Origin of the sequence: Sedimenticola selenatireducens, assembly GCF_963675335.2 — a bacterium.
GTDB lineage: Bacteria > Pseudomonadota > Gammaproteobacteria > Chromatiales > Chromatiaceae > Sedimenticola > Sedimenticola selenatireducens.
Map to the genome: position 1 here is coordinate 1,800,479 of NZ_CAXXYC010000004.1, position 12,424 is coordinate 1,812,902.

11 protein-coding genes are annotated in these 12,424 nt (G+C 58.5%); 2 read left to right on the forward strand and 9 right to left on the reverse strand.

From position 1 onward, the window contains the following. Nucleotides 1-214 precede the first annotated feature (214 nt). Both ACHZBF_RS19635 and ACHZBF_RS19640 read right to left on the reverse strand, forming a co-directional pair. A complete protein-coding gene (locus tag ACHZBF_RS19635; protein WP_321529373.1) occupies nt 215-1,948 on the reverse strand; it encodes a sodium:solute symporter family protein in 1,734 nt (577 codons plus the stop codon). A gap of 16 nt (nt 1,949-1,964) precedes the next feature. Then, entirely contained in the window at nt 1,965-2,228 is a 264-nt protein-coding gene (locus ACHZBF_RS19640) for a DUF4212 domain-containing protein (RefSeq protein WP_029133174.1), read from the reverse strand. A gap of 397 nt (nt 2,229-2,625) precedes the next feature. Here ACHZBF_RS19640 and ACHZBF_RS19645 point away from each other — a divergent pair, with 397 nt between their 5' ends. Continuing rightward, complete coding sequence (locus ACHZBF_RS19645) at nt 2,626-2,823, forward strand: hypothetical protein (protein WP_273438086.1); 198 nt, start codon at nt 2,626-2,628, stop codon at nt 2,821-2,823. A 1-nt stretch (nt 2,824) separates the two neighbouring features. After that, a complete protein-coding gene (locus ACHZBF_RS19650) occupies nt 2,825-3,856 on the forward strand; it encodes a hypothetical protein (protein WP_321529374.1) in 1,032 nt (343 codons plus the stop codon). Nucleotides 3,857-3,944: 88 nt separating this feature from the next. Here the strand turns inward: ACHZBF_RS19650 and ACHZBF_RS19655 are convergent, their stop codons facing one another. From ACHZBF_RS19655 to ACHZBF_RS19685, 7 genes are all read right to left on the reverse strand, one after another. Next, nucleotides 3,945-5,291, reverse strand: a complete 1,347-nt coding sequence (locus ACHZBF_RS19655; RefSeq protein ID WP_321529375.1) for a sigma-54-dependent transcriptional regulator — start codon at nt 5,289-5,291, stop codon at nt 3,945-3,947. 250 nt (nt 5,292-5,541) lie between these two features. Then, nucleotides 5,542-7,395, reverse strand: a complete 1,854-nt coding sequence (locus tag ACHZBF_RS19660; RefSeq protein WP_321529376.1) for a sensor histidine kinase — start codon at nt 7,393-7,395, stop codon at nt 5,542-5,544. 248 nt (nt 7,396-7,643) lie between these two features. Then, nucleotides 7,644-8,369: an ABC transporter ATP-binding protein gene (locus tag ACHZBF_RS19665; protein ID WP_029133170.1), complete on the reverse strand. Its 726-nt coding sequence runs from the start codon at nt 8,367-8,369 to the stop codon at nt 7,644-7,646. Then, nucleotides 8,366-9,127 carry an ABC transporter ATP-binding protein gene (locus tag ACHZBF_RS19670; protein WP_029133169.1) on the reverse strand — a complete coding sequence of 254 codons (762 nt, stop codon included), beginning with the start codon at nt 9,125-9,127 and terminating at the stop codon, nt 8,366-8,368. The genes ACHZBF_RS19665 and ACHZBF_RS19670 overlap by 4 nt, the downstream gene beginning before the upstream one ends. Then, a complete protein-coding gene (locus ACHZBF_RS19675) occupies nt 9,127-10,110 on the reverse strand; it encodes a branched-chain amino acid ABC transporter permease (protein ID WP_051302069.1) in 984 nt (327 codons plus the stop codon). Before ACHZBF_RS19675 ends, ACHZBF_RS19670 begins: the two co-directional genes overlap by 1 nt. A 12-nt stretch (nt 10,111-10,122) precedes the next feature. Next, nucleotides 10,123-10,989, reverse strand: a complete 867-nt coding sequence (locus ACHZBF_RS19680) for a branched-chain amino acid ABC transporter permease (protein ID WP_029133168.1) — start codon at nt 10,987-10,989, stop codon at nt 10,123-10,125. Nucleotides 10,990-11,076: 87 nt separating this feature from the next. Next, nucleotides 11,077-12,288: an ABC transporter substrate-binding protein gene (locus ACHZBF_RS19685; protein ID WP_029133167.1), complete on the reverse strand. Its 1,212-nt coding sequence runs from the start codon at nt 12,286-12,288 to the stop codon at nt 11,077-11,079. Between the last annotated feature and the right edge of the window lie 136 nt (nt 12,289-12,424).

The following is a 12,424-nucleotide window of genomic DNA, read 5'->3' on the forward strand; positions in this document are numbered from 1 at the left end:
GGTTCCCGGTATTGTAGGCCCATGAATTGCATCGCAACCGCGACCCTTTCGTTCTACCTACTCCAGCCCTCAAGTCGTGGCCTCCGCGGTATACGTCCATCTTTAAATACCGCCCCCGGCCATCCGTGGCCTCTGCGGTATACGTCCATCCCTGGACATAAAAAAGGGCCTGCGCGAGGCAGGCCCTATCTTACATCACATTTAACTTATGTGATTAGTGGCCGGTGGCGCCACCTGCACCCCGGGGGGTACGGATGTCCTCGACCATGTGCTGGATATGCTCGGGTGGCGCCTGGGTAACCTTGGATACCACGACTGCTGAAACGAAGTTCAGTATGGCGCCCACGGCACCGAACGCCTCCGGAGAGATTCCAAGGAACCAGTTATCCGGGCTGTTGGCCGCCATCGCGGTACCCGGGATAAAGAACCAGCCCTTGAACCAGAAGATGTAGACCAGGGTAGAGGTGATACCGACCAACATACCCACGACCGCACCGGTGTTGTTCATGCGCTTGTTGAAGATACCCATCATCAACGCCGGGAAGATCGAAGAAGCTGCCAGACCGAAGGCCAACGCCACCACCTGTGCCGCAAAGCCGGGGGGGTGCAGGCCGAAATAGCCGGCCACCGCGATGGCGCCTGCCATCGAAATACGCGCTGCCAGCAGTTCGCCTTTCTCAGTAATCTGCGGATTGAATATACCCTTCAACAGATCATGTGAAATGGCTGAGGCAATGGCCAGCAGCAGACCCGCTGCTGTTGACAGTGCCGCTGCCAGACCACCGGCGGCCACCAGGGCGATCACCCAGTTTGGCAGTTTGGCGATCTCCGGGTTGGCCAGCACCATGATGTCACGGTCAACCTTCAGCTCGTTGGTATCACCATTACGATACTCGACACGGCCGTTGCCATTCTTGTCCTCGAAGGTCAGCAGACCGGTCTTCTCCCAGTTCTTGAACCACTGGGGACGTGCCTCATACTCCAGGGCACCGTCAGCCGCGGCAACCGGGCCAGGCTGTACCGTGTTGGCCAGGTTCAGCATGGCCATGGCACCGACAGCCGGAGCGGTGGTGTAGAGGATGCTGATGAACACCAGCGCCCAGCCGGCGGATGAACGGGCATCCTTGACCTTGGGTACGGTGAAGAAGCGGATGATGACGTGCGGCAGACCCGCGGTACCGATCATCAGTGAGAAGGTATAGAGCACCAGATTCAGGGTGTTGGTCTTCTGAGCGGTATATTGCGCGAAGCCGAGATCCACAATGGTCTGGTCCAGTTTGGCCAGCAGCGGCGTGCCGTCGGCTACGGTGTTGCTGAACAGCCCCAGTTGCGGGATCGGGTTACCGGTCAGCTGCAGGGAGATGAAGATGGCCGGAATGGTGTAGGCCATGATCAGCACGCAGTACTGTGCAATCTGGGTATAGGTAATACCCTTCATGCCACCGAGCACCGCATAGAAGAATACGATCGCCATGCCCGTGTAGAGGCCGGTGTCATAATCCACTTCCAGGAAGCGACCAAAAGCTACGCCGATGCCCTTCATCTGGCCGATTACGTAGGTAAGTGAAGCTACGATCAGACAGATAACCGCCACGATACGAGCGGTCTTGGAGTAGAAGCGGTCACCGATGAATTCCGGCACGGTGAATTTGCCGAACTTACGCAGGTAAGGGGCCAGCAACATGGCCAGCAGTACATAACCACCGGTCCAGCCCATGAGGAACAGGGAGGCGTCATAGCCCTGGAAGGCAATAATGCCCGCCATAGAGATGAAGGAGGCGGCAGACATCCAGTCAGCGGCGGTTGCCATGCCGTTGGCGACCGGGTGTACTCCGCGACCGGCCGCATAGAACTCACCGGTCGTGCTTGCGCGTGCCCATACGGCAATGCCGATATAGAGCGCGAAGGTCAGACCGACGACGATATATGTGAGTGTTTGTAGTTCCATTAATCGAACCCCTTAATTAGTCTTCGTGGACGTCAAACTGACGATCCAGCTGGTTCATCTTGTAGGCGTAGAAAAAGATCAACACCAGGAATACGATCATGGAGCCCTGTTGTGCGAACCAGAATCCAAGGTCAGTGCCGCCAATCTTTATGCCGGCGAGTAAGGGGCGAAGGATGATGCCGAAACCGTATGAACATACGGCCCAGATCACCAGAGAGATTGTGATGAGTCTGACGTTGGCCTTCCAGTAGGCCATTCCAGACGTATTTTGTGTACTCATTTTAAGTCCTCCGGATTATTAGTAGTGCGCGCTCGTCTCGACGCTATGTTCCGGTCAACTACAGATGCATCATAACCGGGGCATAACAAGTCGAATTCCATCTGAACTACAGATACGGGAATCCTCCCCTGGCGACCGCGCTTCATTTTGCATGATTTAGGCCAGAAAACACAATTCCTATTTTTATCAACCAGATAGTGAATGCGGGTTGATTTCTGATGGCGCTCAAGGGTGTCTCACTGTTACCGCAGGTAGCGAAACGGTGTGGCGTCTGGGGTGTGTTTCGTTACGTTAGGTAACAAGTGCAGGCGGGCCGTCACGGTTTTTTCCTGAACGCCAACAGCCCTATAATTCAGCGCAATGATTGCCTTTTTCGATAATGGCCCGGCGTTGGCGCTTGAATCCGCTCCCTATGCTGTTTGCCGGGATCTCCCCCGGTATCGTGTTGATGTTTCTTTTGGCGGACCCGGCCAGTAATATTGCCGGTCTGGTGCTGGTGCGCCGCGAGCTGGCTGGCAAGATGCCGGAGGATGGATCTGTTGCGACCAGGCGTCCGCCCCCAGCCCAATGGATCTTTTTATTTCCAATCGAGTGATATGAGCAACTCTTTATTTGATTCACAGCAGACTTATCAGACCGCCTTTGCTGCCGGTCTGAGAGAGATGCTGGACGGATACGATGAGCTGGGTGTGTTTATCCTGGTGCTGGCCAATGCGATGATCGACCCGGTAATCTGGGACGAATTGTCCGGGCCACTGCGGCGGAAGTTTGAGCGTCTTTGTGCCCGCCATGCCGATTCCCAACAGGGCGGTTCCCTGGATGATGCCAAGGATGACCGGCTGGTGTTTTCCCAGTTGATGGCGCTGGGTCTCGACGCGATAGGGCCGATACGACTGCGCCGCCAAGGGCCTTGGGAACTTCAGTTCAATCCACTCCGCTCGCTGCGGCCACCACGCATGATTCAGCAGCGGGTGTCAGGGCTCTCGGCACCGTTCAATCCCGACGGATTTCATTTTGCCAAACCCTTTCTGCGAAAAGAGATCTTCTGGCGCGGGGCGTTGGAGGGGAGGGATGTGTCGCTGCTGTACAATAAATTTCCCTTTGTCCGGCTGCTCGGCCTGCTGGTACCCGAGGCGCGCGAGGGACGGTCACAGTTTCTGCAACAGGCTGATCATGATTACATCTGGCGGGTGACAGCCGCCCTGCAACAGGGTTTGCCGGGCGTCGGCGTCGGCTATAACAGTTATGGTGCCTGTGCTTCGGTCAATCATCTGCATTTCCACCTGTTCGTGCGGGATGAGCCACTGCCGATTACAGCCGGGCACTGGTCGCACAATGGTGGCCAGGTGGCCTATCCGGCGGCCTGCGAGCGGTTTGATTCGGCACAGGAGGCGTGGCGCCATATCCAGGAACTGCATGGTCGTAAGGTTCCCTATAACCTGATCGCCCGCCCCGGTATCCTGTACTGTTTGCCACGTGCACCGCAGGGGAGCAGGGATCTGCCGGAGTGGAGTGCCGGTTACGGCTGGTATGAGATGGCGGGAGGCTGTGTGCCGTCGGACGAGGCCCATTTCCAACTGCTTGACGAGCGCCAGTTGACGGATGAGTTACGGGCGGTCGGGGCCTGACAGGAACAGGCCATGCTCGGCGCTGACCGACTGTGGAAAAACCGCCTTTCGCTCGTCAGCGATTGATTGAACCCTGCACATTCCCAAGCTATTTTTCCGGCACCTCGATACCGTAGCTGCGGATTCTGGCATTGAGGGTGGGGCGGGAGATATCCAGGATCTGCGCGGCCCGTTTCTTTTCGTAACCGGTAAACCCGAGAATATTTTCAATATGCTCCTTCTCCAGCTCCTGGATGCTTTTGATCAGCAGCGGCAGGCGTTTTTGCGGGGTGCTGCTCTCCAGTTGCAGGGTCTCGGGCAGCAGCACATCGCTGGGTGACAGCAACACCGCCCGCCGCAGGGCATTCTCCAGCTCCCGCACATTGCCCGGCCAGGAGTAGCTTCTCAACTGCGCCATGGTCTCTTCCGGGATCATTTCCACGGAACGCCCCATCTCACGGCGGATCTTCTCCAGGAAATACTGTACCAGCAGCGGGATGTCCTCCTGGCGCTCCCGCAGGGTCGGGAGTTCGATGGTCACCACCTTGAGCCGGTAGTAGAGATCCTGGCGGAACTCGCCCTGACTTACCAGGGTGGCCAGGTCCTTGTTGGTGGCGGTGATGATGCGTACGTCGGTCTTGATGGTTTCGTTGCCGCCCACCCGCTCGAATTCGCGCTCCTGCAGAAAACGCAGCAACTTGAGCTGGATATCGGGTGAGACCTCCGAGATCTCATCCAGAAACAGGGTGCCGCCCTGGGCCAGTTCAAACTTGCCCATCTTCTGCTTGATGGCGCCGGTGAAGGCGCCCTTTTCATGGCCGAACAGCTCGCTCTCCAGGACATTGGGGGCGAGGGAGGAGCAGACCAGCGGAATAAACGGGTGGTTCCGGTACTGGCCGTTGAAGTGAATTGCCCGCGCTACCATCTCCTTGCCGGTGCCGCTTTCGCCATGCAGCAGTACCGAGGCGCGGGTGTCGGCCACCGCGCCGATGGTCTTGTAGACTGCCTTCATGCTCTTGCTGCGACCGACAATGACATTGGGCTGAAAGGTGCACTCGGTGGTATCGCAGAAGGGGATGCCATTTACCGCCAGGCTGGCCATTTCGCTGATCTTGGTGATCACCTCGTCCAGTTGATCCAGGTCCAGCGGCTTGCCCAGGTGATCGATGGCCCCCAGGCGAATGGCTTCAATGGCAGTGTGCATGTCGTCATAGGCGGTGATCATCACTACCGGCAGGGCCGGTTTTTTCTGTTTGATCTGCTGCAATACCTCAAAGCCGTCCAGCTTGGGCAGGCGCAGATCCAGCAGCACCATATCCACCGGTTCGCCCAGCGCCAGCTCCACGCCGCGCTGACCATCTTCGGCTGTCAGGACATCGAAACCTTCCTCGGTCAGGTGCAGCTCCAGGGTTCTGCGAATGGCGCGGTCATCATCGACTATCAGGGCTTTTTTCATTCTGCAAATCCCATGTCAACCGCTAAGGACGCAAAGAACGCGAGGGAAAGCATCGACTTGTAATCTCCTGATCTTTCACCCGCAGAGTTGGACCGAAGGAGTGGTGCAGGAAGGGTGGTGCTGGGATGTACCGCTAACAGAGCCGAGGATGCAGTGCACTGTATACAAACCTGAGGCCGGAAATGGAAATAAGTTATTGTATTTCTTTGCGAACCTTGCGTTCTTCGCGATTGAAACAAGGAGTTTATATTCATATCTCGCTCTCGTTTTGCTGGCGTGGGTCATGCTCCTGTGGGCCTTCCAGTGGCAGCAGCAAGGTGAAGCAGGTCTTCTCGCCCGGCGCGCTGTCCACCGTAATGGTTCCCTGGTGACGCAGTACAATACCCTGCAGGGTCGGCAACCCCAAGCCGCCACCCGAAACCTTGGTGGTATAGAAAGGATCAAAGACTTTCTCACGATCATCCGCGGCAATGCCGTGGCCGTTATCGATCACCTGGAGTGACAGGTAGGGGCGGTGACGCCGCAGGATCAGGGTCAGTTCCCGATAACCGTCACACTCTTCCAGCGCTTCGATGGCGTTGGAGACCAGGTTCAGGATTACCTGCTCGATCTGCTCCGGATCGCATACCAAAGCGAGGTCGTCCCGCAGTTGCAGCTCGGTATGGATGCCGGCCTCCTTGAAGCGCTGGGCGAATAGTTTCATCACCCGGTGAATGATGGGATTGAGGCTGGTCTGTTCCAGCCGCAGCGGGCGGGCCCGGGCGAAATCCATAACGTCGTTGACCAAGCGGTTAAGCCGCAGAATCTCCTCTTCGACAATGCTGAAGTGCTCCTCCAGCGGACCTTCCGCTTTGGTGCGTTTGCGAATCATCTGGATATTCATGCGTATGGCTGAAAGTGGGTTGCGGATTTCGTGGGCGAGGCCGAGCGCCAGATGGCCAACCGCCGCCAGCTTTTTGGACGAGAGCAGTTCGTCAAAAGTGGATTCCAGGCGGTTGCGTGCTTCGGCCAGGTCCAGCGTGCGGCGGTCCACCTGTATGGCCAGGATGTGATTCCATGACAACAGGGCGCTGAGCAGGATGAAGGTGCCGGTGAAGATGATCACCACCAGGGTACCCGAGTAGCGCTCCTGCTGTTGCAGGAAGGAGGAGAGCAGGGCGTCCACTTCCCGGGTCGGGGTGGCCACGCCCAGGGTCCAGAGCCGGTCCTCGATGCGTATCGGCTGGTAACCCACCAGCTTGCTTACCGACTGATTCGGGTCGACCGGATCAACAAAGTCATAGCTGCCGGTGCCTGGCCTGCCGTCCTGCATGGAGATCAGCAGGTTATAGAGTTTTGGCCAGCGCGGCAGAAAAGTCGCAGTGAAGTCCAGGTCGGTTACCCGGCCCAACGGGTCCACCAGTACCGACTGCTGGTTGTTATCCACCAGCCAGGCAAAGCCGTGTTCGCCGATGGTGACCGAAAGCACCTGCCGTTTCGCCAGCTTGTCAAAATTCAGGGTAAACATGGCGACGCCGTTAAAGTCACCCTGTTTGCTGTAGATTCCCTGGGCGACGATCAGTGCCTTGTCGCCCCTGTTCTGGCCCCCTTCCAGGCGCATGAAGGGAGAGAGGTACATCTGTCCGGGGCGACCTTCGTCCCGGGCCCACTGGTAATAGTCGCGCCAGGCGTAGTTGCGACCCAGGGTGTACTCGTCCGATGGGCTGATGGCCACCACAGTACCGGCCTTGTCGAATACCACCAGGTCGATAATATCCGTCTCCATCAGGCTTTCATACATTCGCTGCAGTGTGCCGCCGAGCAGCTGTGCCCGTTCCCGGTTAACCCCGTCTTCCTCGAACAGGCTGGCGACCAGGCTGAGATTTCTGCGGAAGGTGGCGAACGTCTCCTCGATGGAGTGAGCGGCCTGTTCGGCCAGGATCAGCTGCTGGCGATTGTACTGTTCAAAGAAACGCGTTTGCGCCTCCTGACGGACTGCGCTGGTGGTGTGCAGTATGCCGATCAGGGCGGCGGTGCTGACTCCCACCAGCAGACAGATTGCCACCCACAGCCAGAACGGCTTGCGGATGGTGATAGTGGAGAACAGTCGGCTGATCGCGTGCATAGTCGTTCCATCATTCTACACAGTTTCATTTTTTGCTGCGCCATTCCCGGGATCGATCGCAGCGGGGGCGCCGCCTGTAATACATCCCTTTACCTCAAGACCATACTCGTAGGAGTTGCTTTAGCTGCGACCCGTGCCGGTGGTGAAAACCAATTCGCGGCTGAAGCCGCTCCTACGGGTCAGGCAAGGCGATGTGCCCGTAGGAGGCCCGCCCCGGGCCGATTCCAGGCAGGCGTTCCTGCGACCTGCTACACCCCCAGGTACTGCTTGTGCAGTTCCGGGTTCTCCAGCAGCTCCCGGGAGCGCCCGTGATAGACCACCTCACCCTTGTTGATGATGTAGTTGCGGTCACAGATCGGCAGCAGCGCGTTGATGTCCTTGTCCACAATAATGGAGGCGATGCCGGTCGACTTGATGTGTCGGATTACCACCCAGATCTCCAGGCGGATCAGCGGGGCCAGCCCCTCGGTCGCTTCGTCCAGGATGATCAGGTCCGGGTTGGTCATCAGGGCGCGGGCGATGGTCAGCATCTGCTGTTCACCGCCGGATAGCTGGTTGCCCATGTTGGTGAGCCGTTGGCCCAGTCGCGGGAACAGCTCCAGCACCCGGTCCAGATTCCATTCGTCGCGGCCATCCGGGCCGGTACGGGCCGCCATGGTGAGATTCTCCAGTACGCTCAGATTGGGGAAGATGCCGCGGTCCTCGGGCACGAAGGCGATCCCCTGGCGAATCACCTGATGGGTGTTGAGCCGGGTGGATTCCTTGCCGCGAATGGTAATGCGTCCCCGGCGTGGCGGTGTCAGGCCAATGAGTGAACGCAGGGTCGTGGTCTTGCCCATACCGTTTCGCCCCATCAGACTGACCGTCTCACCGGCTTCGATGGAAAGGTCGATACCGCGCAGGATGTGGCTGTCGCCATAATAGGTGTGCAGCCCCTCGGCCTGCAGCAGTGGTGTGGCGGAACTCGTACTCATGCCGCATCCTCCTCGTCATGACCCAGATAGGCGTCCTGAACCGCCTGACTGTTACGTATCTGTTCAACGCTGCCGGTCTCCAGCTCCGCCCCGTCCACCATCACCGTGATGCGGTCGGCCAGAGAGAAGACGGCGTCCATATCATGTTCGATCAGGATCAGAGTTTGCTCCTTGGCCAGCTCTTTCAGTAGTGCGGTGACCTGTTGCGACTCTTCCGTGCCCATGCCGGCCAGCGGCTCATCCAGCAGCAGCAGCTCCGGTTCGGTGGCCAACATCATGGCAATCTCCAGTTGGCGTTGCTCGCCATAACTCATGGTGCCGGCGATCTGGTTGCGCTTGTTGGAGAGGCCGCAGAGTTGCAGCGCGTGATCGGCCCGCCGGTGCACCATCCGCAGGTGCTTGGCTGGACGAAAAAAACGCATCGAGGTGATGAGGCAGGACTGGGCACCGATCCAGCAGTTCTGCAGGCAGGAGAAGCCCGGCAGGATATTGGTTTTCTGGAAGCTGCGGCCGATTCCGATGCGGGAGACCTTCTCCGGGCGCGCATCGGTGATGTCGTAACCCTTGAACAGAATGCGCCCGCTACTGGGCAGCAGCTCTCCCGACAGCAGGTTGATCAGGGTGGTTTTACCGGCGCCGTTGGGGCCCAGGATAGCGTGCACCTTGCCCCGCTCGAATTCCAGCGAGACATCGTCGGTCGCCTTGAGGCCACCGAAATTTTTGCACAGGTGTTCGGTGCGCAGGATGATCTCGGACATTAACCCTCCCTCCCGCTGTTCTCTCTGGAGAAGAAACGGTTGCTGATACTGTAAATAAGTCCGGCGATGCCGTTGGGCAGGAACAGCACCACGAAAATGATAATACCGCCCATAATCAGCTTCCAGTGCTCGGTGAAGTTGGGCAGAAAATCCTGCAGCAACACCACGATAAAGGTACCGATGACAGGCCCGAACAGGGTCCCCATGCCGCCCAGAATTACCATCATGATGGCCATGCCCGACTCATGCCAGCCGAGATAGGCGGGGGTGATGAAGCTGGTGTGCGCCGCTTCCAGGAAGCCGGCCAGTCCGGCGATGGTGCCGGCGATGACGAAGCTGACCAGCTTGTAGTGGGGGGTGGAGTAACCGAGTGCCCGGACCCGCTGCTCGTTGGCTTTGATGGCGATCAGCACATGGCCGAACGGAGCGCGCAGGATCATGCTGAGGAACAGATAGACACCTACCAGCCAGGCCAGCACGAAGTAATAGAAGTCATGTTCATTGTCCAGATCCACCAGTTGCCGTGTGGCCAGGGTGATCTCCGGTTTGTTCATCATGAAAATGCCATCGTCCCCGCCGAAGCGAGGCGACTCGAAGAAAAAGTAGAAGAACATCTGGGCGAAGGCCAGAGTCAGCATGATGAAATAGATGCCCGATGTGCGGATACAGAGCCAGCCTACCAGCAGCGCCGCCAACCCGGTCAGGGATAGCGTCAGGGTCAGGGACCACCAGTAGTTGATGTGCTCCAGGTCGCCGAACAGGATCGCCAGCAGATAGGCGCCGATGCCGAAAAAAGCCGCGTGACCGAAACTGACCAGGCCGGTGAATCCGATCAGCAGATCCAGGCTGATGGTGAAGATCGAGAGGATCATGATCTTGGTCACCAGCCCGGTGTAAAAGGCGCTGCCGACCATCGGAAACAGCAGCAGCAGCGCCAGACAGAGGCAGAGGAAGATAATAATGGGACGTGTAACGGTATGCATGGGTGACCTCGTCTAGACCTTGCCGAACAGCCCCTGCGGGCGCCAGAACAGAACCGCGGCCATCAGTGTGTAGACCACCATGCTCGCCATTTCAGGTAACAGTACCTTGCCAAAGGTGTCGGCCAGACCAATCAGCAGGGCGCCGATAAAAGCCCCCTTGATCGAACCGATACCACCGATCACCACCACCACAAAGGAGATGATCAGGATGTTGTCGCCGATGCCCGGGTAGACCGTGTTGACCGGCGCCGCCAGCATGCCGGCGAAGGCGGCCAGGGCGGCGCCCATGCTGAATACGATGGCGAACAGCCAGTTGATGTTGATGCCCAACGCCTGCACCATCTCCCGGTTGCTCGCGCCGGCACGGATGGTCATGCCCAGGCGGGTCTTCTGAATTACCCAGTACATGACGGCCGCCAGTAAAATACAGGTGGCGGAGATAAACAGCCGGTAGACCGGGTAGGCCTGGTTGTCGGTTAGCTGCACCGAACCTCTCAGCAGTTCAGGGATCGGCACGCTATGCACATCATTGCCCCACAAGATGCTCTGCAGTTCATTGGCTATCAGGATCAGCGCATAGGTGAGCAGCACCTGATAGAGATGGTCGCGCCGGTACAGGTAGGAGATTGCCAGTCGCTCCACCGCGTAGCCGACCAGAATGCTCAGCGGGATGGCCAGCAGGATACCGGTGAACAGATTGCCGGTGATACCGGTCAGCCAGTAACAGAGGTAGGCGCCGACCATGTAGAAGGCGCCATGTGCCAGGTTGATAATGCCCATGATACCGAAGATCAGGGTCAGTCCACTGGCCATCAGAAACAGCAGGAATCCGTACTGGATGCCGTTCAGCAGCTGGATGAAATAGAAAGAACTCTCCATGGGGCCTCGGGAAATCAGTGTGAGGTCAGGTATGCCCGGCGGCAGTTCGCCGCCAGGCACCAAGGGCCGTACAAGGCCGGTTAGCGATCAGCCGATCTTGCACCCTTCGGCCGGGTCTTCCACCGCTTTCTGCACGGTTCGGATGACCTGATTCTGGCCGTTGACCACTTCACGCAGGTAGATGTCCTGGATCGGGTTGTGCGCCTTGGAGAAGGTGAACTTGCCGCGCGGGCTGTCGATGGTGGCACTCTCCATCGCCTTGATCATCTCTGCCTTGGCCCTGACATCCCCCTCCACGGCGGCCATACCCTGGACCAGCAGGTCACCGGCGTCATAGCCCTGTACAGCGTAGACATCGGCCTGGTTGCCGGTTGCCTTCAGGAACGCCTCACGGAATCGGTGGTTGGCCGGCAGGTCGAGCGTGTCGGCGTAGTGCAGCGTGGTGCGAACGCCTTCGGCCGCTTCGCCCTGGGCTCCGGTCACACCCTCGGTGAGGAAGCCCGCACCGTACAGCGGAATGCTCTTGTGCAGTCCTGCAGCGGCATAATCCTTGACAAATTTCACCGCGCCGCCACCGGCATAGAAGGTGAATACCGCGTCCGGTTTCAAGGCGGCCACTTCGGTCAGATAGGCCTGGAACTCCACCTTGGGGAAGGGGGTGGGAATCTCCTTGACGATATTGCCGCCACCGGCCAGAAACGACTGCTTGAAGGCTGCCGCGGTCTCCTTGCCGAAGCCGTAGTTCCAGTACATCAGCACCACGTTTTTGTGGCCGTCCTCCAGCATGGCAGTGCCGCCCGGGAAGCCGGGCTGATAGCTGGAGAAGGAGGTGCGGAAGATGTTGGGTGCGCAGAGCGCTCCGGTGAGACCGTTGGCGCCGGCGTTGGGGATTACCGCAATCACATCGGTGTTGCGCGCCGCCTTGACCATTGCCATGCCGACCACGGAGTGGACCGGTCCGATCAGGAAGTCCACCTGCTCCTTTTTCAGCAGCTTGTTGGTCAGTTCCGGCGCCTTGGGAGGAGAGGCTTCGCTGTCGATATTGATATATTCCACTTCGCGCCCGCCCAGCTTGCCGCCGGCCTCGTTGATGCGCAGTTGCAGGGCATCCTTGATGTTGGCGCCGAGCTTGGCATAGGTGCCGGTGTAGGGTAGCAGAATGCCGACCTTCACCTTGGCGGTGTTGCCGATGGCAAACCGGGTGGGGATGAGACTGGATGCCGTCACCAATCCAGCCGCCGCCGCACCACCCTTGATAATGTCACGCCGGCTGATGCCGGTTTTTTTCTGATCACTCATCTGCTTCTCCTCTCTATGATTATCATCAGCGCAAAAGATGCTTTTGTGCCTGTGTTCGCGTGCTCGGGTTACCCCGTCCACGCCATGTCACGCTTGGTTTTCAGTGTCTGTTGATTGCCTCACGCCATGTTTTGGT

Coding starts and splice junctions, on each gene's coding strand:
- ACHZBF_RS19665 (WP_029133170.1), bottom strand. CDS start 8,369: ATGAGTACGAGTTCCGCCACACCACTGCTGCAGGCCGAGGGGCTGCAC.
- ACHZBF_RS19655 (WP_321529375.1), bottom strand. CDS start 5,291: ATGAAAAAAGCCCTGATAGTCGATGATGACCGCGCCATTCGCAGAACC.
- ACHZBF_RS19685 (WP_029133167.1), bottom strand. CDS start 12,288: ATGAGTGATCAGAAAAAAACCGGCATCAGCCGGCGTGACATTATCAAG.
- ACHZBF_RS19675 (WP_051302069.1), bottom strand. CDS start 10,110: ATGCATACCGTTACACGTCCCATTATTATCTTCCTCTGCCTCTGTCTG.
- ACHZBF_RS19650 (WP_321529374.1), top strand. CDS start 2,825: ATGAGCAACTCTTTATTTGATTCACAGCAGACTTATCAGACCGCCTTT.
- ACHZBF_RS19670 (WP_029133169.1), bottom strand. CDS start 9,127: ATGTCCGAGATCATCCTGCGCACCGAACACCTGTGCAAAAATTTCGGT.
- ACHZBF_RS19660 (WP_321529376.1), bottom strand. CDS start 7,395: ATGCACGCGATCAGCCGACTGTTCTCCACTATCACCATCCGCAAGCCG.
- ACHZBF_RS19635 (WP_321529373.1), bottom strand. CDS start 1,948: ATGGAACTACAAACACTCACATATATCGTCGTCGGTCTGACCTTCGCG.
- ACHZBF_RS19640 (WP_029133174.1), bottom strand. CDS start 2,228: ATGAGTACACAAAATACGTCTGGAATGGCCTACTGGAAGGCCAACGTC.
- ACHZBF_RS19680 (WP_029133168.1), bottom strand. CDS start 10,989: ATGGAGAGTTCTTTCTATTTCATCCAGCTGCTGAACGGCATCCAGTAC.